General features: G+C 70.4%; 19 protein-coding genes. 8 read left to right on the forward strand and 11 right to left on the reverse strand.

The genetic code is table 11. The annotated features are described in order from the left end of the window. Nucleotides 1-1,179 (reverse strand): TIM-barrel domain-containing protein (locus RIF89_RS01940; RefSeq protein WP_309067478.1); only part of this gene is annotated, 1,179 nt, incomplete at its 3' end. Then, the gene (locus tag RIF89_RS01945; protein WP_375294418.1) at nt 1,176-3,212 is read right to left on the reverse strand and encodes a beta-galactosidase; all 2,037 of its coding nucleotides are present in this window, start codon (nt 3,210-3,212) and stop codon (nt 1,176-1,178) included. The genes RIF89_RS01940 and RIF89_RS01945, both read right to left, overlap by 4 nt. A gap of 177 nt (nt 3,213-3,389) precedes the next feature. Between RIF89_RS01945 and RIF89_RS01950 the strand changes: the two genes are divergently transcribed. Beyond that, nucleotides 3,390-4,373 (forward strand): LacI family DNA-binding transcriptional regulator, encoded by a 984-nt coding sequence (locus tag RIF89_RS01950; protein WP_309067480.1) that lies wholly within the window; start codon nt 3,390-3,392, stop codon nt 4,371-4,373. Continuing rightward, nucleotides 4,370-4,969 carry a DUF624 domain-containing protein gene (locus RIF89_RS01955; protein ID WP_309067481.1) on the forward strand — a complete coding sequence of 200 codons (600 nt, stop codon included), beginning with the start codon at nt 4,370-4,372 and terminating at the stop codon, nt 4,967-4,969. Before RIF89_RS01950 ends, RIF89_RS01955 begins: the two co-directional genes overlap by 4 nt. A 192-nt stretch (nt 4,970-5,161) precedes the next feature. Here the strand turns inward: RIF89_RS01955 and RIF89_RS01960 are convergent, their stop codons facing one another. Genes RIF89_RS01960 through RIF89_RS01970 form a run of 3 tightly spaced genes read right to left on the reverse strand, consistent with a single transcriptional unit; the run spans nt 5,162 to nt 8,918 of the window. Next, nucleotides 5,162-6,925 (reverse strand): extracellular solute-binding protein, encoded by a 1,764-nt coding sequence (locus tag RIF89_RS01960; RefSeq protein ID WP_309067482.1) that lies wholly within the window; start codon nt 6,923-6,925, stop codon nt 5,162-5,164. Between the two features lie 27 nt (nt 6,926-6,952). After that, a complete protein-coding gene (locus RIF89_RS01965; RefSeq protein WP_309067483.1) occupies nt 6,953-7,909 on the reverse strand; it encodes a carbohydrate ABC transporter permease in 957 nt (318 codons plus the stop codon). A 10-nt stretch (nt 7,910-7,919) separates the two neighbouring features. Further along, on the reverse strand, nt 7,920-8,918 hold the full coding sequence (locus tag RIF89_RS01970) for an ABC transporter permease subunit (protein WP_309067484.1): 999 nt from the start codon (nt 8,916-8,918) through the stop codon (nt 7,920-7,922). Nucleotides 8,919-9,131: 213 nt separating this feature from the next. On the opposite strand from RIF89_RS01970, the gene RIF89_RS01975 reads away from it, so the two are divergent. Beyond that, nucleotides 9,132-9,728, forward strand: a complete 597-nt coding sequence (locus tag RIF89_RS01975) for an ATP-binding protein (protein ID WP_309067485.1) — start codon at nt 9,132-9,134, stop codon at nt 9,726-9,728. Nucleotides 9,729-9,786: 58 nt separating this feature from the next. On the opposite strand, the gene RIF89_RS01980 is transcribed toward RIF89_RS01975, so the two are convergent. The 6 genes from RIF89_RS01980 to RIF89_RS02005 form a co-directional block, all read right to left on the reverse strand. Beyond that, nucleotides 9,787-11,763: a M13-type metalloendopeptidase gene (locus RIF89_RS01980; protein ID WP_309067486.1), complete on the reverse strand. Its 1,977-nt coding sequence runs from the start codon at nt 11,761-11,763 to the stop codon at nt 9,787-9,789. 71 nt (nt 11,764-11,834) lie between these two features. Beyond that, on the reverse strand, nt 11,835-12,605 hold the full coding sequence (locus RIF89_RS01985) for an IclR family transcriptional regulator (RefSeq protein WP_309067487.1): 771 nt from the start codon (nt 12,603-12,605) through the stop codon (nt 11,835-11,837). Nucleotides 12,606-12,632: 27 nt separating this feature from the next. Continuing rightward, complete coding sequence (gene kduI, locus RIF89_RS01990) at nt 12,633-13,469, reverse strand: 5-dehydro-4-deoxy-D-glucuronate isomerase (protein WP_309067488.1); 837 nt, start codon at nt 13,467-13,469, stop codon at nt 12,633-12,635. Between the two features lie 25 nt (nt 13,470-13,494). Further along, nucleotides 13,495-14,805 carry a TRAP transporter large permease gene (locus tag RIF89_RS01995; protein ID WP_309067489.1) on the reverse strand — a complete coding sequence of 437 codons (1,311 nt, stop codon included), beginning with the start codon at nt 14,803-14,805 and terminating at the stop codon, nt 13,495-13,497. Continuing rightward, nucleotides 14,802-15,317 carry a TRAP transporter small permease gene (locus RIF89_RS02000; protein WP_309067490.1) on the reverse strand — a complete coding sequence of 172 codons (516 nt, stop codon included), beginning with the start codon at nt 15,315-15,317 and terminating at the stop codon, nt 14,802-14,804. The genes RIF89_RS01995 and RIF89_RS02000 overlap by 4 nt, the downstream gene beginning before the upstream one ends. Before the next feature lie 29 nt (nt 15,318-15,346). Further along, nucleotides 15,347-16,351, reverse strand: coding sequence for a TRAP transporter substrate-binding protein (locus RIF89_RS02005; protein WP_309067491.1), 1,005 nt, complete (start codon nt 16,349-16,351; stop codon nt 15,347-15,349). A gap of 165 nt (nt 16,352-16,516) precedes the next feature. Between RIF89_RS02005 and RIF89_RS02010 the strand changes: the two genes are divergently transcribed. The 5 genes from RIF89_RS02010 (at nt 16,517) to RIF89_RS02030 (ending at nt 21,388) form a co-directional block, all read left to right on the forward strand. After that, complete coding sequence (locus tag RIF89_RS02010) at nt 16,517-17,560, forward strand: alcohol dehydrogenase catalytic domain-containing protein (protein WP_309067492.1); 1,044 nt, start codon at nt 16,517-16,519, stop codon at nt 17,558-17,560. A 69-nt stretch (nt 17,561-17,629) separates the two neighbouring features. After that, entirely contained in the window at nt 17,630-18,388 is a 759-nt protein-coding gene (locus RIF89_RS02015; RefSeq protein ID WP_309067493.1) for an SDR family oxidoreductase, read from the forward strand. Then, the gene (gene eda / locus RIF89_RS02020; protein WP_309067494.1) at nt 18,385-19,005 is read left to right on the forward strand and encodes a bifunctional 4-hydroxy-2-oxoglutarate aldolase/2-dehydro-3-deoxy-phosphogluconate aldolase; all 621 of its coding nucleotides are present in this window, start codon (nt 18,385-18,387) and stop codon (nt 19,003-19,005) included. The genes RIF89_RS02015 and eda overlap by 4 nt, the downstream gene beginning before the upstream one ends. Then, nucleotides 19,002-19,973, forward strand: a complete 972-nt coding sequence (locus RIF89_RS02025; RefSeq protein ID WP_309067495.1) for a sugar kinase — start codon at nt 19,002-19,004, stop codon at nt 19,971-19,973. Before eda ends, RIF89_RS02025 begins: the two co-directional genes overlap by 4 nt. Before the next feature lie 71 nt (nt 19,974-20,044). Further along, the gene (locus RIF89_RS02030; RefSeq protein WP_309067496.1) at nt 20,045-21,388 is read left to right on the forward strand and encodes an MATE family efflux transporter; all 1,344 of its coding nucleotides are present in this window, start codon (nt 20,045-20,047) and stop codon (nt 21,386-21,388) included. Nucleotides 21,389-21,396: the final 8 nt, after the last annotated feature.

Genomic DNA, 21,396 nt, shown 5'->3' on the forward strand with positions numbered 1-21,396 from the left:
GCCGTCCGTGCGCTTGAGCAGATAGCCCTTCTCGGCAGCCTCGGCGAACAGCGCCGAGCGCTGCGCGATGTACGGGTTGATCCATGCCGACACGTGCAGACCGCGCTCGTGCAGCCGCGAGAGCTGGCCCGCAGGATCGGGGAACGCGCGGTCGTCCCACGTGAAGTCGGTCCACTGGTACTCGCGCATCCAGAAGCAGTCGAAGTGGAACACGCTCAGCGGGATGTCGCGCTCAGCCATGCCGTCGACGAACTCGTTGACGGTCGCCTCGTCGTAGCTCGCGGTGAACGACGTCGTGAGCCACAGCCCGAACGACCACGCCGGCACCCGCGCCGGGCGCCCCGTGAGCGCGGTGTAGCGGCGCAGCACGTCCTTCGGGGTCGGGCCCGCGATCACGTAGTAGTCGAGCGTCTCGCCCTCGGTCGAGAACTGCACGCGCGAGTTGACCTCGGAGCCGACCTCGAACGACACGTTGGAGGGGTCGTCGACGAACACGCCGTAGCCGCGGCTCGTCAGGTAGAACGGCACGCTCTTGTACGCCTGCTCGCTCGACGTGCCGCCGTCCGCGTTCCACGACTCCACGACCTGGCCGTTCTTCACGAACGCGCCGAACCGCTCGCCGAGACCGTAGACCCGCTCGCCGGGCTCGATCGAGAGCTGCTGATGCACCCAGGTCTGCGGCGCGCCGCCGTCCCTCGCGGATCCGGATCGGTCAGAGCCCGTGGATGAGGAACCCGTCATGTGACCGACGGACCGCGGCAGCGACGTGGTGAGGACGGTGCTGGCGCCCCCGGCGTCGACGTGCTCGAACGCGAACCGCCACGCCCCGCCACGCTCGACGCGCACGCGCAGGTCGCCAGCCGTCAGCACACCCGCCTCGTCGTCGACCGCGATCCCCGGGCGGAAGGACTCCTCCGCGAAGGTCGCGAAATCGGGGCCGCGGTGCACGGCTCCGGCGTGGCGCTGCACCCGCACCCGGATGACGCCCTCGCGGGGCGCCGAGAACGCCAGCGTCAGCATGGGGCGGTTCAGGGTGTCGCCGCGGTGCCGGATGTGCGCGGTCGGCGCGTAGACCGTCATCGTGCCCGCCGCCTCGTCGACCCGGATGTCGTCGACGTCGACCGCGTACAGCGGCGTGATCCCCGGCCTCGTCAGCCAGTACCCATCGGTGAACTTCACGTCGTGCGCCTTTCGATCAGCACCATCGCCTCGCCCGGCGCGACCGTCGCGCGCCGGCTTGTCCTCTGTCCCGTCAGCAGGTCCTCGGACCCCGAGGGAACCTCGATGTCGGCCGCCGCGTCGCCGTGGTTCAGGAGGAACAGCGCGTCCCCGCGCCGCACCGCCTCCAGGCCCTGCGGCGGATCCGGCACCGCGCCGCTCACGCCCGCGAGGGCGGCGTCGAGCACCGCGGCGAGCACGTCCTCCGACACCACGGCCGCGAGGTACCAGACACGGTCGTTCCTCGTGACGGCGGGGCGGCCGGCGAGCTCGCCCTCGGCGAACGTCGCGAGCACCTCGGCGCCGTCCGTCCGCAGCCGCTCGGCGAGGATCGAAGCCCTCGCGGTCGTCGGGACCGGCTCGCCCGGCCGGAAGGACAGCGCCACGCCGTCGTCCGGCAGCCCGACCCACTCCTCCCCGCTGGCGCCGATCAGGTCGCGCAGCGGAACGGGCGAGCGCCCGGTCAGGATGGCGCCGTGCGCGTCGGCGACGCCGCTGAACGGCCCGATCACGAGGCGCGCGCCGGCCGCGGCCGCGCGCCGCAGCCGGTCGGCGGCGTCGTCCTCGATCACGTAGCTGTGCGACACGAGCACGACCTCGTACCGGCTGAGGTCGGCCCCCGGAGGCACGATGTCGGTCGCGATGCCGCGGCGCCACAGCGCGCCGTGCCAGCGCTCGAGCTGCTCGATCGTGTCGTGGCGCATCGTGGGGCGCGCGGGCTCGGACCCGGCCCACCAGCCCTGCCAGTCGAACAGGATCGCGACGCGCGCGTCCACGCGGCTGCCGACGACAGGACGCAGCCGCGCGAGGTCCGCACCCAGCCGCTCGACGCCGCGGAAGGCGTCCGTGTCGGCGCCCGCGTGCGGCAGCATCGCCGAGTGGAACCGCTCGGCACCCGCGCGTGCCTGGCGCCACTGGAAGAAGCAGACCCCGTCCGCGCCGCGCGCGATCGCCTGCAGCGAGTCCAGCCGCATCCGAGCGGGCGACTTCGGCAGGTTGTGCGGCCGCCAGGACACGGCGCTCGCCGCCTGCTCCATGAGCAGCCACGGACGTCCCTGGCCCAGGGAGCGCGCGAGATCCTGCACGAGCGCGACCTTCTGCGGGGAGTCCGGCACTGCGGGATCCGGGTACTGGTCGTCCGCGATCACATCCAGGTCGCCCGCCCACGACCAGCCGTCCACGAGCGGGAAGAAGCCCATCAGGTTGGTGGTGATGGGCTGCGTGGCCCCGGCCCGCCGGATCGCGTCGCGCTGCTCGCGGAAGCACTCCCGCAGCTCGTCGGATGTGAAGCGGTGGAAATCGAGGGTCTGCGCGGGGTTCAGCAGGTACGGGGCGCGCCGCGGCGGCACGATGTCGTCGAAGTCGCGGTAGCCCTGCGACCACACGCGCGTATCCCAGGCCTCGTTGAGCGCCGCGATGGATCCGTACTTCTCCCGCAGCCACGCGCGGAACGCGCGCGCCGCCTCGTCGCCGTAGTCGACCTGACCGAACTCGTTGCCGACGTGCCACATCCGCACGGCGGGATGCGCGGCGTACCGCTCCGCGAGGTCGGTCGCGATGCGCAGGGCCGCGTCCCGGTACGCGCGCGCGGACGGCGCGAACTGGTTGCGCGATCCGGCCGCCAGGCGCACGCCGTCGCGATCGACCGGCAGGGTCTCGGGGTGCAGGATGCCGAGCCACGGCGGCGGGGACGCGGTCGGCGTCGCGAGGTCGACCGCGATGCCGTGCCCGTGCAGCAGGTCCAGCACCTCGTCGAGCCACGCCCACTCGCGCGCGCCGGGCTCCGGCTCGAGGGTCGACCAGCTGAACACGCCGACCGTGACGAACGTCACGCCGGCACGCTCCATCAGCGCGACGTCCTCCTGCCAGACCTCTCGCGGCCACTGCTCGGGGTTGTAGTCGCCGCCGAACAGCAGTCCGCGGTCGGCGCACAGGCGCGCGAACGCGTCGCCCTGGGCGAGCTCTGTCGTCCGCGGTGCGCGGGCGCCGGTGATCACGTGTTCGACTCCATCGTCAACTTTCGAAGCGCTTCAACAGCGAGACCTTATAATAGGTTGAGAGCGATGTCCAAGAGCCTCCTGTGGGCATCGCCGCGGGCCCGCTTCCGTCGACGACGACGGGCGCATGAAGCAACGAGCCGGGCGCAACGAGTCGGGTGCGGAAGGATGACGATGGTCACGATCGCCGACGTCGCCGAGAAGGCGGGCGTTTCGATCTCGACGGTGTCGTACGCGATGAGCGGCAAGCGGACGATCTCGCCCGCCACGCGCGCGCGGGTCGAAGCGGCGATCGACGCCCTCGGATTCCGGCCCCATGCGGGCGCCCGCTCGCTCGCGTCGCGCTCGACGAACGTGATCGGCCTGCAGGCGCCGCTGCGCCCCGGCGTCGACGTGCATGTCGTGATGGAGATCGTCACGGGCGTGGTGACGCAGATGCGCTCGCGCGGATACGACATCCTGCTGCTCACGGGCGACGACGCGCAGAGCCTCGAGCGTGCGGCGAAGGGCTCGATGGTCGATGCGCTGCTCGTGATGGACATCGAGTCGGACGACCCGCGCATCGCGGCCCTCGCCCGTCTCGACGTGCCGGCCGTGATGATCGGCCTGCCGTCGGGACGCCGCAACGTGCCGTGCGTCGACTTCGACTTCGAGGGCGCCGGATGGATGGCCGTCGACCGCCTCGTACAGCTCGGCCACCGCCGCATCGCCCTGATCGGGTCGCCCGAGGAGGTCATGACCCGACACACGTCCTATGCCGACCGCCTCGCTCGCGGCTTCGTCGCGGCCTGCGATGACGCGGGCGTCGCCGGGTCGGTGCACCCGTGCCCCGCCGGCGCCGACGCGGTCGCCGCGATCGACGCGATCCGCGCGGAGGATCCGTCGATCACGGGATTCTTCATCCACAACGAGGCCGCGCTGCCGCACCTCGTCGCGCGCCTCACCGAGCACGAGGTCCACGCGGCCGGCGCCCCCGCCGTCGTCGCGCTGTGCCCCGAGAACGTGGCGCGCGCTGTCCCCTCGCTCACCGACAGCATCGCGGTCCCGGCGGTCGCTATGGGCGCGGCCGCTGCCGACGCGATCACCGACATGATCGCGGGAGCGCGACCGCCCGGCGTGCGCCTGATCCCGCCGACGCTCTCGACGCACACCGCATGAACCTGGACCCGGATGGCCGCATCGTCGGGGGCGTCACGGGCTTCCTGACGTTCGTGCTGCTGAACGTCTCGTACCTCGTGCTCTGCCTGCCCGTCGTCACGATCGGGATGGCCACGAGCGCCCTGTTCGAGGTGACGATGCGCTACTCGGACGACGAGCAGGACCGCCCTCTGCGGGACTTCTACCGTGCGCTGCTGCCGAACGCGCTGCGCGCCACGCTCGTCGCTGCAGCGACCCTGCTGCCCGCCGTCGCGCTCGCCTTCAGCGGCGTCTTCTGGTTCGTGAGCGCATCGGCCGTCGGGGCCGGCGCCGCGATCCTGTCCTTCCTCGGCGCCGTGTACCTCTTCGCGTCTTTCCTCTACGGAATGGCGCTCGTGGCCCGCTACCGCGTCTCGACCGGAACCACGATCGCGAATGCGCTGCGGCTGCCGGGCGCCGAGCCCCTGCGCACGATGCTGCTGGTCGTCATCCCGGCGACCGCGGTCAGCGTCGCGATCATCTTCCCGCCGTTCACCTTCATCCTGCTCACGATCGGCTGCTCGCTCGCGGCCTACGGCGCGGCGTTCCTCTTCCGAGGCGTGTTCGCCCGGTACTGATCGGTCGAACAGCGCCTGAGCGCGATCGATCGCTCCGCCGGGGCCACACTCCCCTGCTCGCCGGGCGACCCAGCGCAGCTCCCCCGCTCGCCGGGTGTCGACGCGTTTCGCTCGCTCGACCGAGGGGTGCCGGACACGGCGGAGCCCTGCCGGGTCATCGACCTCGGCAGGGCTCCGCTTCCTACTCCCTCATCACCCGAACTCTGCGGCCACCGCCTTGCGCGCGGCGTCCTGCTCCTGCGCCTTCTGCAGATCGAACTCGTAGACCTTGTCGTAGCCGAGGCCCTCCGCGGTCTCCTGCAGCTCCGACAGCAGCGCGTCGAACTCGGCCTCGTCGCTCGCGAACGACATCTTCCACGAGTACTCGACGATCTTCGCCTTGACCTGGTTGCGCAGCGTCTCGATCTCGGACGAGTCGGCGGGCTGCGTGTAGCCGGCACCCGCACCGACCGCGAGCTGGTCGTTCTCCTTCAGGAACTCCATGGTCGACGTGGCGCCCATGTGCTCCGACCAGTCCCGCGTGAACTCGTTCTGCTGCGTCTCCTGGAACGACGGCCAGAACGTGTAGTTGTACGGGAAGCCCGTGTCCGGGTCGACGTCCGCCGGCAGCACGACCGGCACGTTCAGCGCCGAGACGCCGTCGCGGTAGGTGCCGCCGCCCCACTCCTCGGGAACCGCGTTCTCGCCGCTGAGCAGCGCCTCCATGCCGAACTCCGTCAGCTCGGGCTCGCCGTCGGCGTTGAGCTCCCAGTTCAGGCCCTGCGGTCCGGCCGCGGCGCCCGTCTGCGCGCCGTTGGCGTATGCGCCCTCGGGCGAGTAGAGCCAGTCGATGAAGGCCGCGACGCGCTCGGGGTCCTCGGCCTTCGAGCCGATCGCGAGGATCTGCTTGCCGCCGTACACCTCGGCGCCGTACGAGAAGATCTTCTGGTCCTTCATGTTCACCATGCCGAACGCCTTGCCCTCGGCGGTGTTCTCGGGGGTGTTGAAGGCCGACTGTCCCAGCCACGGCCAGAACGAGTACAGCACCTGCCCGTTCTGGTACTTCGTGAACATGGTGTCGTAGTTCTGCGTTGTCGACTCGGGGTCGACGAGGCCCATCTCGTTCGCCTGCTGGAAGAACCGCAGGGAGCGGACGTAGGCCGAGTCCTCGTCGAGGATGCTCTGGAACTCAGAGCCGTCCGCGTGGGCGAGGACGAAGCCCATCTCGTCGAAGCCGTAGTACGTCGCGGGCTGCTTGGCGTTGTTCATGAAGTTGCCGTCCCAGTCCTTGAACAGCGACAGGCCGTAGACGGGCTGACCGTTGTCCGCGGTCGGGTGCGCCTCCTGCATGTCCTTCAGCACGGGCAGCAGGTCCTCGAGCGTGTCGACCTCGGGGTAGCCCAGCTCGGCGTAGTAGTCCCAGCGCACGTACGGGCCGAAGGTCGGCTCGAGGCCCTCCGACGGCTCGGTGGGCTTGATCGACGACACCTGCGTCGGGAAGGCGAAGACGCCGTCCTTGCCCTCGTTGAGCTTCTCGACGGCCGGGTCGAACCGCGAGGCGTTCTCCATCCGGTCGTAGTACGAGGAGGCGTCGAGCACGAGACCGCCGGCGACGAGCTCGTCCAGCTTCTCGCCCTTGTCCGTGATGATCAGATCGCCGAGCTCGCCCGCCGAGACGCGCGTGTTGTAGAGCGTGTCGCCGCCGCCCGCCACGTTGGGGGCGATGATGTTCAGCTCCATGTTGAACTTGTCCTTGACGAGCTTGCCGAACCAGCCGCTCTGGATGCCCATGTAGTTCGCGAGGCCGTCGAACACGTCGAGCGTGATCGTCTCGTCCCAGCTCTCGGGGAAGGCGGCCGAGCTCGACCCCTCCGACTCCTGGGGCGCCTGCTCGCCCGTCACGAGCGAGCAGCCCGCGAGCGACAGGGCCGCGAGCGACCCTGCGACGGCCGCGGCCGTCAGTCTCCTCAGCTTCATTGCCTTCCTTTCGTTCGAGCCCGGCCGTCAGCCTTTGACGGCGCCGAGCATGATGCCCTTGACGAAGAATCGCTGGAACAGGGGGTAGATGAAGATGATCGGCAGCACCACGATCACCGAGATGGTCATGCGGATCGACGTCGCCGTCTGCTGCGTCGCGGCGGCCGCGATGGATCCGAGGTTGCCGCCGGCGTTCTGCGCGGCTTGTGCGAGCGATGACGCCTGATTGAGGAACATGTACAGCTGGTACTGCAGCGTGTAGAGACTCTGATCCGTGATGTAGATCAGCGTGTCCTGGAACATGTTCCACTGCATGACGGCCGAGAAGATCGCGACCGTCGCGAGGATCGGCGTCATGTTCTGCAGGTAGATCCGGAAGAAGATCTGCACGATGTTGGCGCCGTCGACCTCGGCCGCCTCCTGCAGCGAGCGCGGCATCGCCTCGACGTACGTCTTGACCAGGATGATGTTGAACGGCTGCACGAGGAACGGCAGCACGTACACCCAGAAGTTGTTCGTCAGACCGAGCGCCCGCATGATGATGAACACCGGGATCAGGCCCGCGCTGAAGTACATCGTGATGATCGTGAAGCGGTACCAGAAGCTGCGGCCCCACATCCGCTCCTGCGTGAACATGAAGCCGAGGAACGCGGAGACGAGCACGGTTCCCGCGGTGCCCAGCACGGTGCGGCCGACGGTCACAGCGGTTGCGTTCGTCAGCCCCTGGAGCTGGAAGATCTCGGCGTAGTTCTCGAGGTGGAAGCCGACGGGGAACAGCCGCACGTCGCCCAGCGCCGAGACGTCGTTCGCGCTGACCGAGTTGATGATCAGGTAGTAGAAGGGATAGGCGCACAGCAGCGCCAGCACGGCGAACACCGTGTAGTTCAGGATGCGGAAGGCCAGGTCGCCGGCGGTGCGGCCTGCCGGCCTGCCCTCGTGCTGCCTGCCCGGAGCGACGAGCGTCGCGGTCTCGGTGACGGTCATCGGTCGGCCCTCAGATGATCGACGCGCCGCGCGTGCGCTTGGCGATCAGGTTGACGGTGAACAGGAGGATGACCGAGATGATGCTCTTGAGCATGCCGACCGCGGTCGCCATCGACAGGCTGTTGCCGGTCATGCCGATGTTGTAGACGTACAGGTCGAGCACCTCGATGTGCTCCTTGTTGAACGCGTTCTGGAACACGTAGTACTGCTCCATGCCGTTGTTCAGCAGGTTCGCGATCGACAGCATCAGCAGCACGATGTAGGTGGGCATGAGCTGCGGCACGGTGATGTGCCACATGATCTGGAACCGCCCCGCGCCGTCGATCTTGGCCGACTCGTAGAGCGCCGGATCGATCCCCGCGATGGCGGCGAGGTAGATGATCGCGCCCCAGCCGAGGGTCTTCCACAGGCTCCACAGCGTCATCGTGATCCAGACGTTCTCGCCGCCGGAGTCGAGGAACTTGGCGGGCGTGGTGATCAGCCCCGAGTCCATCAGCACGTCGTTCACGAGGCCGCTGCTGGAGAACAGCGAGAACGCGATCATGTAGACGAGCACCCACGAGATGAAGTTGGGCATCGTCGTGAGCGTCTGCACCGCGTTGCGGAACCACGGCGCCTTGACCTCGTTCAGGAAGATCGCGAACGCGACGGGCAGCACCGAGGTCGCGATGCCGAGGAAGCTCATCGCGAGCGTGTTCGCGAGCACCTGGCCGATCTGCGCGACCTGTGTGGGTGAGCTGAACATGAGCTCGAACCACTGCAGGCCCACGAACTCGCTGCCCGCCAGCCCGAGCGCGGGCTTGTAGTCGTACAGCGAGTAGATCCAGCCGTAGAGCGGGAAGTAGGAGAACAGGAACACCAGCGCCAGGAACGGCAGGATGCACAGGAAGAGCCCGAAGGACTTCCGTCCGGTCCTGCGGCGGCCGCGGGTGCGTCGCGTGCTGTCCGGCGTGTTCTCGGGGGCGGCCTCGGACACGGAGACGGCCTGGAGCACCGCCTGCGTGGTCACGCGCTCGCTCCTCGTCGGGAAATATGGCGCTGGGTCATCTCACTCCCTCGTGATGGACGACAGGTCCGTTCGCTCATCCGGTTGGGGATCCGGAATGCGTCGAACCGCTTCGATGAATCTAGACACTCGGTCGTCGTTTCGTCAAGACGCCAGCGCCCGCCTGAGACGCAACCGTGACGGATCCTCAGGCACGCTCAGGCAGAATGGCTGTCCGTGCCGTCAGAACCCGCTGCTCCCCTCGCCCAGGTCGTCCTGATCGGCGGACCGAGCGGATGCGGCAAGTCCCGCCTCGCCGAGCAGTCGGGCCTGCCCCTGCTGCGCCTCGACGACTTCTACCGCTCGGGCGACGACCCCGCGCTGCCCCGCCTGGGCAGCGGCCAGGTCGACTGGGATCACCCCGCATCGTGGCACCGCGACCGCGCTCTCGACGCGCTCGTGCAGCTCGCCCGCACGGGCCGGGCCGAGGTGCCGATCTACGACATCGCGGCGAACGGCCCGGTCGGCGTCCGCACGCTGGAGCTGGCCGGGCACACGCGCTTCGTCGCGGAGGGCGTGTTCGTGGCGGAGGTGGCGGCGGATGCGCGTCGGCTGGGCATCCTCGCGGATGCCGTCTGCGTGCACCGCTCCCGGTGGCTGACCATGGTGCTGAGGTTCGTGCGGGACGTGCGCGAGCACCGCAAGCCCGTGCCGTTCCTGATCCGGCGCGGGCTGCTGCTGGCGCGCCGGGAGCCGCAGATCCTCGCGCACCTGCGGTCGGCCGGCTTCCGCGCCGTGTCGGTGCGCGGCATCCGCGGCCTGCTGTCCGTCTGACCCGCGCGCGGCAGGGCCGCGAGCGACGCGACGCGGGCGGCGCGCGCCCGGCCCGCCGTCACCAGATGCTGACGCGCTCCTCCGGGGGCAGCCACAGCGCATCCGCCTCTGTCACGCCGAACGCGTCGTAGAACGCGTCGATGTTGCGCACGATCTGGTTGCAGCGGAACTCGTTCGGCGAGTGCGGGTCGATCGTCAGCAGGCGGACGGTCTCGGCGTCGCGGCCCTTCTGCTGCCACACCTGCGCCCAGGACAGCAGCAGGCGCTGCACGCCCGTGTAGCCGTCGATGACGGGCGCCTCCGCACCTCCGAGCGACAGCTCGTACGCCTTGAGAGCGATGCCCAGCCCCCCGAGGTCCCCGATGTTCTCGCCGATCGTGAGCGCTCCGTTGACCTTGTGCGACTCGTCCAGACCGAGCGGCGTCAGCGCATCGTACTGCGCGATGAGCGCCTTCGTGCGCTCCTCGAACGCGGCGCGGTCCGCCTCGGTCCACCAGTCCTTGAGCGAGCCGTCCGCGTCGTAGCGGCTGCCCTGGTCGTCGAAGCCGTGGCCCACCTCGTGGCCGATCACGGCGCCGATGCCTCCGTAGTTGGCGGCGTCGTCGCGCTCGGGGTCGAAGAACGGGTACTGCAGGATCGCGGCCGGGAAGACGATCTCGTTCATGAGCGGGTTGTAGTACGCGTTGACGGTCTGGGGCGTCATGAACCACTCGTCGCGGTCGATGGGCTTGCCCACCTTGGCGATCTGGCGGTCGTGCTCGAACGCGCTCGCGCGTCGGACGTTGCCGAGCAGGTCGGTCGGGTCGATCTCGAGCGCCGAGTAGTCCTTCCACTTCACCGGGTAGCCGATCTTCGGCACGAACGCGTCGAGCTTCTTGAGCGCCCGCTCGCGCGTCTCGGCGCCCATCCATTCGAGCGTCGTGATGCTCTGGCGGTACGCCTCGATCAGGTTCGCGACGAGCTCGTCCATCGCCGCCTTGGCGGCGGGCGGGAAGTGCCGCTCGACGTACACGCGCCCCACGGCCTCGCCGAGTGCGCCCTCCGTGAGCGCGACCCCGCGCTTCCAGCGCTCTCGGATCTCGGGCACGCCCGTGAGCTCGGTGCCGTTGAACGCGAAGTTCTCCTGCACGAACGGCTCGGGCAGATACGGCGCCGCGGCGCGCACGATCTTGAAGCGCAGCCACGCCTTCCAGTCGTCGATCCGCTCCTGCGTCAGCAGCGTGCCGAGGCCCTCGAGGAACGACGGCTGGTACGCGACGACCTCGGCGAACGCGGTGGGGTCGCCCGGCGCGACGCCCTCGAGCCACGGCGTCAGATCGAGCCGCGTGAGCTGCTGGATGTCCTCCCACGACTTCAGGTTGTAGGTCGCGACCGCGTCACGGCTGCGCACGTTGTCCCAGTGGTGCGACGCGATCTCGGTCTCGAGCGCGACGACGCGCTCAGCCTGCTGCGCGGCATCCGCGACACCGACGAGCTGCAGCATCCGCTCGACGTGCTCGCGGAACCTCGCACGGGTGCCGGCGAAGTTCTCCAGACGGTAGTAGCTCTCGTCGGGCAGGGAGATGCCGGCCTGGACGAGGAACGGGACGTAGCGCGTGGGGTCGCCGGGATCCGGCTCGACGAACACGCCGATCGGGTTCGCCACGCCCTGACGGTCGAGCTCGCCCACCGTGCGCAGGAAGCCCGCCACGTCCGTCACGGCGTCGGCCTGTGCGAGCGGCCCCTCCAGCGGAGCGGTGCCGAGCTGGGCGATCCGCTCCTCGTCCATGAAGCTCGCGAACGCGTCGCCCACCTTGCGGGCGTCGGTGCCCGGCTCGGCCTGCTGCGAGTCCTCGATGATGGCGTGCACGTGCTTCTCCGCCTGCTCGGCGAGCAGATGGAACGAGCCCCATCGCGCCTTGTCGCCCGGGATCTCCGTCCGCTCGATCCACGCGCCGTTGACGTGGCGGTACAGGTCGTCCTGCGGCCGGATCTCGTCGCTCAGCTCCTCGAGCGCGATCCCGGATCGAAGCGGTGCAGCCGTGGTGTCCGTCATGCATCCCACCCTATGGGCGGCATCGGGGTCGCCGGCGGGCGGCCGCGCTCATCGCGGGCGGATGGGCCGGCTCAGCGCGACGCGCCGAGCAGGCGGGAGATCTCGTCGGCCGCGCGGATCGCGTGCGGTGCGAGCTCCTCGATCGAGCGTCCCGGGTGCTCGAGGGCGATCGAGGAGATCGACAGCCCGTGCGTGACCCGCCCGGTGTGATCGCGGATGGGCGCGGCGACGCAGACCGTGCCTGCCTCGTTCTCGCCGAGGTCGAGCGCGTAGCCCTTCGCACGCACGTCCGCCAGCACCTCTCGCAGCGACGCCAGGTCGGTGATGGTCGCGTCGGTGCGAGCGGGCAGCCCGTTGCGCTCGACGTAGGCGGCGACCTCGTCGTCGGTGAGATAGGCCATCGCGGCCTTGCCCATGCCCGTCGAGTGCTTGGGGATCGCCAGGCCCACGCGCGAGCGCATCCGATACGGCTTCGAGGAGTCCGTGCGGATGATGTAGACCATCTCGTCCCCGGAGACGACGCCCACGTGAACGGTGCAGTCGACCTCCGCCACGAGCCGGTCGACAACGGGCTGCGCGAGCTGCGAGATGTCCAGACCCGAAAGCGCGCGCCCCGCGAGCGTCATGAACCGCGGGCCGGGACGGTATCCGGCGTCCGCGTCGCCCGCGACGAACCCCTCCTCGACGAGCGTTGCGAGGATGCGGTGCACCGTCGACTTCGGAAGCTCCGCCGCGTCGACGATGTCGGTGAAGCGCTCCGTCAGCAGCGCCGCCTCGAGCACCCGCAGCGTCTTGTGGCTCGCGCCCGTCGAGGGCGCGTGCTTCTCCGTCAGCAGATCCATCGACCCCTCCGCCCGCGTCCCGCTCGCCTACACCAGCTCGGTGATCTGGACGTGATCCATGTCGTCGAACGACTGGTTCTCGCCGGCCATGGCCCACACGAACGCGTAGGCCTGGGATCCGACGCCCGAATGAATCGACCAGCTCGGCGACATGACCAGCTGCTCGTTCGCCATGAGCATATGCCGCGTCTCGGTGGGCTCGCCCATGAGGTGCAGCACGCGCGCGTCCTCGGCGACGTCGAAGTAGAGGTAGAACTCCGTGCGGCGCTCGTGCGTGTGCGAGGGCAGCGTGTTCCACATGTTGCCGGGGTGCAGGCGCGTGACGCCCATGACCACCTGGCAGCTGCGGATCCCGTTCTCGTGGATGACCTGGCGCAGCGTGCGCCGGTTCGAGGTCAGCTGGTCGCCGAGCTCGCGGATGGTGCCCTCGTCGGGCGTGGCCAGCGTGTTCGGGAACGCCGTGTGCGCGGGGGCCGAGAACCCGTAGAACTTCGCCGGGCTCGCGGCGTCGTCGGAGGCGAAGGTCACCTCCCGCGTGCCGCGGCCGAGGTAGAGCACCGCCTCGCGTTCCATCCGGAACTCGGTGCCGTCGGCGGTGACGGTGCCCGCCCCGCCGACGTTGACGATGCCGATCTCGCGGTGCTCGAGGAAGAACTCCGAGCGGATCTCGGGGATCGTCGCGAGCGCGATGGGCTCCGCCGTGGGCACGGCGCCCACGGCGACCACGCGGTCGTAGTGCGTCGGCACCGCGGCGAAGGCGCCGGGGACCAGCAGGCTCTCGACCAGGAAGCGATCGCGCAGGTCCTGCTGCGTGAAGCCGGGGATCTGCTCTGCGGCGACGGGGCCGCGCATGCGGGATGCCATGTGTCCTCCTCGAAGACGGGTGGGGTCAGTTGACGAGTCCGACCAGGCGCGGCAGCCACAGCGACAGGTCGGGGACGAAGACGACGACGAACAGCATCGCGATCAGCGCGATGAGGAACGGCACCATCTTTACGATCACGGGCTCGAGCCTCGCCTTCGCGACCTGCGTGCCGACGAACAGCACCGGCGCGGATGGCGGAGAGATCACGGCGATCGAGAGGTTGAAGACCATCATGATTCCGAAGTGCACGGGATCGATGCCGTACGAGACTGCGATGGGCAGGAAGATCGGCACGAAGATCAGCAGCGCGGGCGTGGGATCCAGCGGGATGCCGATCAGCAGCAGGAGCACCATCATGATCAGCAGCACGACGACCTTGGAGTCGGTCCAGCCGAACAGCGCGTCCGCGATCAGCTGCGGCAGCCGCGCGTAGGTCATGACGTAGCCCATGATCGACGACACGGCGATCAGGAAGATCACGATCGCGCTCGTGCGGCAGGCGTCGTACAGGATGCCGGCGAGATCGCGCGGATGGATCGTGCGATAGAGGAATGACAGCACGAGGGCGTACACGACCGCGATCGCCGAGCCCTCGGTGGGCGTGAAGAACCCGGCGACGATGCCGCCGATCGCGACCACGATGAGACCGAGCGACGGCAGCGCCTGCAGCACGGTCGAGAAGAACACGCCCCAGCCCGGGAACGGCTGCCCCTTCAGCTCGGGATGGCGCCGGGCGTAGAACCACACGACCGCGGCGCACACGAGGGCCCACAGGATGCCGGGGATGTAGCCGGCCATGAACAGGGCGCCGACCGAGGTACCTCCCGCGGCGAGCGAGTACACGATGAGCGTGTTGCTCGGCGGGATCAGCATGCCCGCGGGCGCGGAGGCCACGTTCGCGGCCGCCGCCATGGAGCGGTCGTAGCCCTCCTTGCGCAGCATCGGGCTCATGGTCGAGCCCACGGCCGCGGCGGTCGCGACGGCCGAGCCCGACACCGTGCCGAAGATCGCGTTCGCGATCACGTTCGACTGCATGAGCGGGGCGGGCGTGCGACCGACCAGCACGCGGGCGAGGTTGATCAGCCGGGCCGCGATGCCGCCGTTGTTCATGATCACGCCGGCGAGCACGAAGAACGGGATCGCCAGCAGCGCGAACGAGTTCGCGCCGCGGAACATCTGCTGGACCGAGGTCATGGCGCCGTTGTCGAAGCCGGCGACGAGCAGCAGGCAGATCGCGGACGGCAGGCCGATCGAGATGGAGACGGGTGCGCCGATGGCGAGCAGGACGATCAGCCCGCCGATGAGGATGGCGCCGATGAGCGCGGGATCGATCATGCGGTCGCAGCCTCCGGGTCCTCATGGAAGCCCTCACGACCCGCGTAGTCGCGGGACAGCGCGTGGGCGATGTGGAGGATCAGATAGAAGATGAGCAGCGCGCCCGAGATGGGCAGCGCGAGGTAGAGCTGTCCCTGGGTGAACGGCAGCAGGGGATTCGTCTGCTGCCACGCCAGCGCGGCCTGCTTGATGCCGCCGTAGACCATGACGTAGGCGGCGAAGGCGAGCACCGACAGGTAGGCGACGATGTCGACCACCCGCTGGGCCGCCCTGGGCAGCTTCTCCACCAGGAAGTCCATGACCACGTCGGCCTTCTCGCCCACGGCGATCGCGATGCCGATCATGCTCGCCCACACGAACGTGTACCGCGCGGCCTCCTCGCTCCACGCGCTCGGCTGACCGAGCACGAGGCGCGTGAACACCTGCCATACGACAAGCAGCACGAGCGCGGCGAACAGGAGGATGCAGAGGGCTCGCAGGATGCGATCGAGCCAGCGTCTGACGATGGTCATGGACTTCCTCAGGGTGGTGTGTGCGCGGATCAGCCGCGCGCGGCCTCGATCGCGTCGTAGATCTCCTGCGTGGCGGGCGTGGTCACCAGCTCCTCGTGGAGCGGCAGCACGGCCTCCCGGAACGCGTCGACGTCGGACTCGACGAACGTGGCGCCGGCCTCCTCCGAGGCGGCCTTCGCCTCCGACACGGCGGTGTCGAACGCGGCGAGCTCGGTGTCGACCGACTCGGTCAGGAGCTCCTCGAAGATGCCGCGGGTCTCCTCGTCCAGGCCGTCCCAGACCGTGGGGCTGGCCACGAGGTAGTCCGGCATCATCAGGTGCTGCGTGGACGAGTAGAACGGCGCGATCTCGTCGTGCGACAGCGAGGAGTAGATCAGCTCGTTGTTCTCGCCGCCGTCGATCACGCCCGACTGGATGGCGGTGTAGACCTCGTCCTGGGCCATCGGCGTGCCGACGCCGCCCATGAGCTCCATCATCCGCACGTTCGTCTCGGATCCGATGACGCGGATCTTGGCGCCGGCGAGGTCCGCCGGGGTCTCGATGGCCTTGTCGGTGTACACGTTGCGCACGCCGCCGTGGTACGCCGTGAGCACCTTCATGTTGTCCTCGAGCAGCGAGTCGTACAGGTCGCCGACGATCTCGCGGTCGTTGAGCACCGACATCTGGTGCTCGGGCGACTCGTAGACGTACGGCAGGTTCACGACCGAGAAGTCGGGATTGAAGCTCTCGAGCAGCGAGCCGGCGACGAGCGCGAAGTCGATCGTGCCCGACTGGACCTGCTCGATGGTCGCCTCCTGGGCCCCCAGCGTGCCGTCGGGGAAGAGCTCCAGCGAGTAGCGGCCGTCGGTCGCCTCCTCGAGCTTGTCCGACAGCTCCAGGATGGCCTGCGCCTGCGGGTGCTCGGTGTTCTGGTTGAACGCGACGCGGAACACGCGCGACTCCCCGCCCGATCCGCTGTCGCCGCCGGACGCGCAGCCGGCGAGCGACAGGGCCAGGACGGCGGCCGCCGATGCGGCAAGAATCCGCTTGTGCATGGGAATCCTCCTCGTTGAGTCCGCCGGGCGCCCTTGCGCCGGCGGTTGAATCGTCGGCTACTCTACCCACATAGAACCGAGTTTCACCACACGGGACTTCAAATGGAATCCTGTTTCAAAACTCGGAGCCGATCACACGGCGCACGATCTCAGAGGGGAGACCAGGTGCGTGCACAGGAGTACGCCGGCGGAGGACGCGCGGCGAAGTACGCGGGCGAAGGACGGATCGAGATCGGTCAGGACCCGGTCTCGCCACCGCGCGAGGACCAGGTGCAGATCCGGGTCGCCTACTGCGGCATCTGCGGCACCGATCTGCACATCCTGCACGGCCACATGGACCAGCGCGTCTCGCCGCCGCAGGCGATCGGCCACGAGATGAGCGGCACGGTGGAGGCCGTCGGCGACGGCGTCGACGGCGTGAAGCCCGGCGACATCGTGACCGTGATGCCGCTGGACTGGTGCGGCGACTGCCCCGCATGCCGGGCGGGGCACCAGCACATCTGCCAGAACCTCGCCTTCGTCGGGATCGAGACGACGGGCGCGATGCAGGAGCTCTGGACGGTGCCCGCGCGCCTTGTCATCCCGCTCCCCGAGGGCGTGTCGCTGCAGCACGCCGCGCTCGTGGAGCCCCTCGCTGTCGCCGCTCACGACGTGCGCCGCTCGCGCCTCGTCGCGAACGAGACGGCCCTGGTGATCGGCGGCGGCCCGATCGGCCAGCTCATCGCTCTCGTGGCCAGGCAGACCGGCGCCGACGTGATCCTCGCGGAGCCTAACGCCGACCGCCGCGCGTTCGCCGCCCGGCACGGTGCCCACGCTGTCGACCCGCTCACCGAGGACCTTGCGGCGATCGTGCAGGAGCGCACGGGGGGCGCGGGCGCGGACGTCGTCTTCGAGGTCGCGGGGCTCGCGGCGACGGCGCTCGACGCCACGAATCACGCCCGCACGCGCGGCCGTCTCGTGATGGTCGCCATCCACCCGAAGCCCGTCCCGATCGACCTGCACCGCGTGTTCTGGCGGGAGCTCGAGCTCCTCGGCGCTCGCGTGTACGAGCGCGAGGACTTCGATCGCGCCATCGCGCTGATCGCCGCCGGTGCGGTGCCAGCGGACGAGCTGATCAGCGCGACGGTGCCGCTGTCGGACACCCTCGCCGCCTTCGAGACGCTGACGAGCGCTCAGGCGCTCAAGGTCCTGATCGACGTCCAGAACTGACCAGGCGGGCGTGCCCGGAGCCGCCTCGCTCGACCTTCTTCCCGCCTCGCCCTTCTAAGGAGCAGCAGCATGACCACCGACCTCTTCGACCTCACCGGACGCACGGCCGTCGTCACGGGCGCGCGCCGCGGCATCGGCTTCGCGATGGCCGAGGCCCTGGCGCAGGCCGGCGCCGACATCATCGGCGCCTCCGCGAGCCAGGAGTCCGACGGCGGTGCGATCGGACGCCGCGTGCGGGAGCTGGGTCGGCAGTTCGAGGGCCACGCCGTCGACTTCCGCAGCCGCGAGGCCGTCGCCGAGTTCGGCCGCACGGTCGCGGATCGCGCGGACATCCTCGTCAACAACGCCGGCACCATCCGTCGCGCGCCCGCCGCCGAGCACCCCGCCGAGTTCTGGGACGAGGTGATCGACGTCAACCTCAACAGCCAGTTCGCACTGTCGCAGCTCGTCGGCGCCGGAATGATCCGTCGCGGCGGCGGCAAGATCATCTTCACCGCGAGCCTGCTGAGCTTCCAGGGCGGCATCAACGTGCCCGGCTATGCGGCGGCGAAGTCGGCCATCGCCGGCCTCACCAAGGCGCTCGCGAACGAGTGGGCGTCGAAGAACGTCAACGTCAACGCGATCGCCCCCGGGTACATCGCGACCGACAACACCGAGGCGCTGCGCGACGACGCCGACCGCTCTCGCTCGATCCTCGAGCGGATCCCGGCGGGGCGCTGGGGCGAGGCGAGCGATCTGGGCGGCGCGACCGTGTTCCTCGCCAGCCGCGCCGCCGACTACGTCTCCGGCGTGGTGCTGCCCGTCGACGGCGGCTGGATGGGCCGATGACCGCCACCGACCTCGGCCACCCGCTGTTCACGCATCGCGTGGTGCCGCTGGCGTCGATCACGGACGCATCGCACGTCGACGCGATCGGCGACGGACTCGTCGCGGGCGGGCTGCCCGTGGTCGAGGTGGCGCTGCGGGGTGACCTCGGCACGTCGGCCCTGGCCCGCCTCGCGGCACGCGGCGACCTCCTCGTCGGCGCCGGCACCGTGCTGACCGTCGATCAGGCAAGAGAGGTCATCGACCTCGGCGCCGCCTTCGTCGTCACGCCCGGGCTGAACGCGGAGGTGGTCCGATACGTCCAGGACGCGGGCCTCCCCGTCGTTCCCGGCGTGCTGACGCCCACCGAGGTGCAGGCGGCGATGGCGCTGGGACTGTCGCGGCTGAAGCTGTTCCCGGCCGGCGCGTTCGGCGGGCTGCAGGTGCTGAGCGCCTACGCCGACGTCTACCGGGACGTGCGCTTCATGCCCTCCGGCGGCATCCGCCCCGCGAACCTCGCCGAGCACCTCGCCCACCCGGCGGTGTTCGCCGCGAGCGGCAGCTGGATCGTCTCGGCGGCCGCCGAGGGCGCCGACGCGGTCGCGGCGGCCGCGCGCGAGGCCGTGGAGCTGTCGTCGTGACCGGGCCGGCCCGCCGCCTCGACGTGCTCGCTCTGGGCGAGAGCCTCGGCCTGCTCGTGGCCGGGCGCACGGGCCGGCTTCAGCAGGTGCGCGACATGCGGCTCGGCTTCGGCGGCGCGGAGAGCAACGTCGCGATCGGCGTGGCCCGTCTGGGCGGCGCGGCCGGCTGGATCGGCAGGATCGGCGCCGACGCGGTCGGCGAGCTGATCGCGCGCGAGCTGCGCGCCGAGTCGGTCGAGACCCACGCGGTCGTCGACGGGGGCGCGGCGACCGCGCTGATGCTGAAGGAGCGGCCGCATCCCGGCACGAGCCGGATCACGTACTACCGGCAGGGCCAGGCGGGCAGCCGCCTCCAGGCGGAGGATGTGCCGGCGGACGTGGTCGCCGCGGCGCGGGTGCTGCACGTCACCGGCATCTCCGCGGGGCTCGGCGCCGGACCCCTCGCTGCCGTGCACGCCGCGATCGACCACGCGAAGGCCGCCGGCGTGCTGGTGTCGTTCGACGTGAACCATCGCGCGTCCCTGTGGAGCGGACCCGCCGCCGCGACGGAGGCCTATCGAGGGCTCGCCGCCCGGGCCGACGTGGTGTTCGCCGGCGACGACGAGGCGCACCTGGTGACCGGCGAGACGGACCCGGAGCGTCAGCTGGACGCCCTGCTCGGCCTCGGCGCCGCTCATGCGATCGTGAAGCTCGGCGAGCGGGGCGCGACATACGCCTCGGCCTCCGGCGAGCGCGCGCGCCGTGACGCCGTGCGTGTCAGCGTCGTCGACACGGTCGGGGCGGGCGATGCGTTCGTCGCCGGCTGGCTGTACGAGCTGACACGCGGATCGGACGCGGGCGCGCGGCTCGACACGGCCGTCGCGTGCGGCGCGCTCGCCTGCACGGCCGAGGGCGACTGGGAGGCGGCGCCGACCCCGTCGGACCTCGCCTGGCTGCGCTCGGGGGGCGCCGACCCCGTGAGCCGCTGAGGGCCCAGCGTCGTCCGATGCCGTGCCGCCCGCGGCGGCGCCGTGTCGCCACCCCGCACTAGCCTCGAACGGTGACCCGTCCCGCCGCCCTGAATCGCGACATCCTGCGGCTCGCGGTGCCCGCGCTCGGCTCGCTCGTCGTCGAGCCGCTGTTCCTGCTCGTCGACGCCGCGCTCGTCGGCCATCTGGGCGTCGCCCCCCTGGCGGGGCTCGGCATCGCGTCATCCGTGCTGCAGACGGTCGTCGGCCTGATGGTGTTCCTCGCGTACGCGACCACGCCGGCCGTCGCGCGGCGGTTCGGCGCGGGCGACGCCCGCGGGGCCGTCTCCGTGGGCATCGACGGCATGTGGCTCGCGCTCGGGATCGGAGCGGTGCTCGCCGTTGCGGGGTTTGTCGCGACGCCGGCGCTCGTCGCGGCGTTCGGCTCGAGCCCGGACGTGGCGGCGCAGGCGGTCACGTACCTCGGCATCTCGATGTGGGGCCTGCCCGCCATGCTGATCGTGTTCGCCGCGACGGGCCTGCTGCGCGGCCTGCAGGACACGGTCACGCCGCTGTGGATCGCCGGCATCGGCTTCGCGGCGAACGCCGTGCTCAACGTCGCGTTCATCTACGGCTTCGGGTGGGGCATCGCCGGATCCGCGGCCGGCACCGTCGTGGCGCAGTGGGGCATGGTCGCGGCGTACGCCGTGGTCGTCGGACGGCGGGCGCGGCGTCACGGCGCCCGGCTGCGGCCGCACCGCGACGGGATCCGCGGCTCCGCGCGGGCGGGCGGATGGCTGTTCGTGCGCACCGTGAGCCTGCGCCTCGCGCTGCTGTTGACGGTGGCGGCCGCCACCGGGCTCGGCACGCGGGAGCTCGCCGGATGGCAGGTGGTGTTCACCATCTCGTCGACCGCAGCCTTCGCGCTCGACGCACTGGCGATCGCGGCGCAGGCCCTCATCGGCAAGCACCTCGGTGCGGGAGACCCGGATGCCGTGCGCCACGTGCTGCGTCGCACGCTGGCGTGGGGCGCGTGGTTCGGACTGGCGCTCGGCCTCGTGATCGCGGCGCTGTCGGGCGTGATCGGACTCGCCTTCACGGGCGATCCGCAGCTCGCCGCGCTGATCCAGCCCGCGCTGATCCTGATGGCGATCGGACAGCCGCTCGCGGGCGTCGTCTACGTGCTCGACGGCGTGCTCATGGGAGCCGGCGACGCGCGCTACCTCGCGATCGTGGGCGTGGTGAACCTGGTGCCGTTCCTCCCCGCGCTGTGGCTCGTGACGCAGGCCGGCCCGGCCGGTGCGGCGGGGCTCGCGTGGGTCACGGTCGCGTTCTTCGGCGTGCTGATGACGGCGCGCGCCGTCGGCCTCGGTGCGCGGGTGCGCGGACGTCGCTGGATGACGGTGGGAGACCGGATCGCCGCGCGCGCGTCGTAACGTGGCCT

The organism is Microbacterium sp., from assembly GCF_031178525.1.
In the GTDB taxonomy this organism is placed as follows: domain Bacteria; phylum Actinomycetota; class Actinomycetes; order Actinomycetales; family Microbacteriaceae; genus Microbacterium.

What these genes read in the sequence shown, in the direction of transcription:
- RIF89_RS01995 (WP_309067489.1), bottom strand. Translation starts at nt 14,805, where the DNA reads ATGATCGATCCCGCGCTCATCGGCGCCATCCTCATCGGCGGGCTGATC.
- RIF89_RS01960 (WP_309067482.1), bottom strand. Translation starts at nt 6,925, where the DNA reads ATGAAGCTGAGGAGACTGACGGCCGCGGCCGTCGCAGGGTCGCTCGCG.
- RIF89_RS01950 (WP_309067480.1), top strand. Translation starts at nt 3,390, where the DNA reads ATGGTCACGATCGCCGACGTCGCCGAGAAGGCGGGCGTTTCGATCTCG.
- RIF89_RS01955 (WP_309067481.1), top strand. Translation starts at nt 4,370, where the DNA reads ATGAACCTGGACCCGGATGGCCGCATCGTCGGGGGCGTCACGGGCTTC.
- RIF89_RS01985 (WP_309067487.1), bottom strand. Translation starts at nt 12,605, where the DNA reads ATGGATCTGCTGACGGAGAAGCACGCGCCCTCGACGGGCGCGAGCCAC.
- RIF89_RS02005 (WP_309067491.1), bottom strand. Translation starts at nt 16,351, where the DNA reads ATGCACAAGCGGATTCTTGCCGCATCGGCGGCCGCCGTCCTGGCCCTG.
- eda (WP_309067494.1), top strand. Translation starts at nt 18,385, where the DNA reads ATGACCGCCACCGACCTCGGCCACCCGCTGTTCACGCATCGCGTGGTG.
- RIF89_RS01965 (WP_309067483.1), bottom strand. Translation starts at nt 7,909, where the DNA reads ATGACCGTCACCGAGACCGCGACGCTCGTCGCTCCGGGCAGGCAGCAC.
- RIF89_RS01980 (WP_309067486.1), bottom strand. Translation starts at nt 11,763, where the DNA reads ATGACGGACACCACGGCTGCACCGCTTCGATCCGGGATCGCGCTCGAG.
- kduI (WP_309067488.1), bottom strand. Translation starts at nt 13,469, where the DNA reads ATGGCATCCCGCATGCGCGGCCCCGTCGCCGCAGAGCAGATCCCCGGC.
- RIF89_RS02015 (WP_309067493.1), top strand. Translation starts at nt 17,630, where the DNA reads ATGACCACCGACCTCTTCGACCTCACCGGACGCACGGCCGTCGTCACG.
- RIF89_RS02000 (WP_309067490.1), bottom strand. Translation starts at nt 15,317, where the DNA reads ATGACCATCGTCAGACGCTGGCTCGATCGCATCCTGCGAGCCCTCTGC.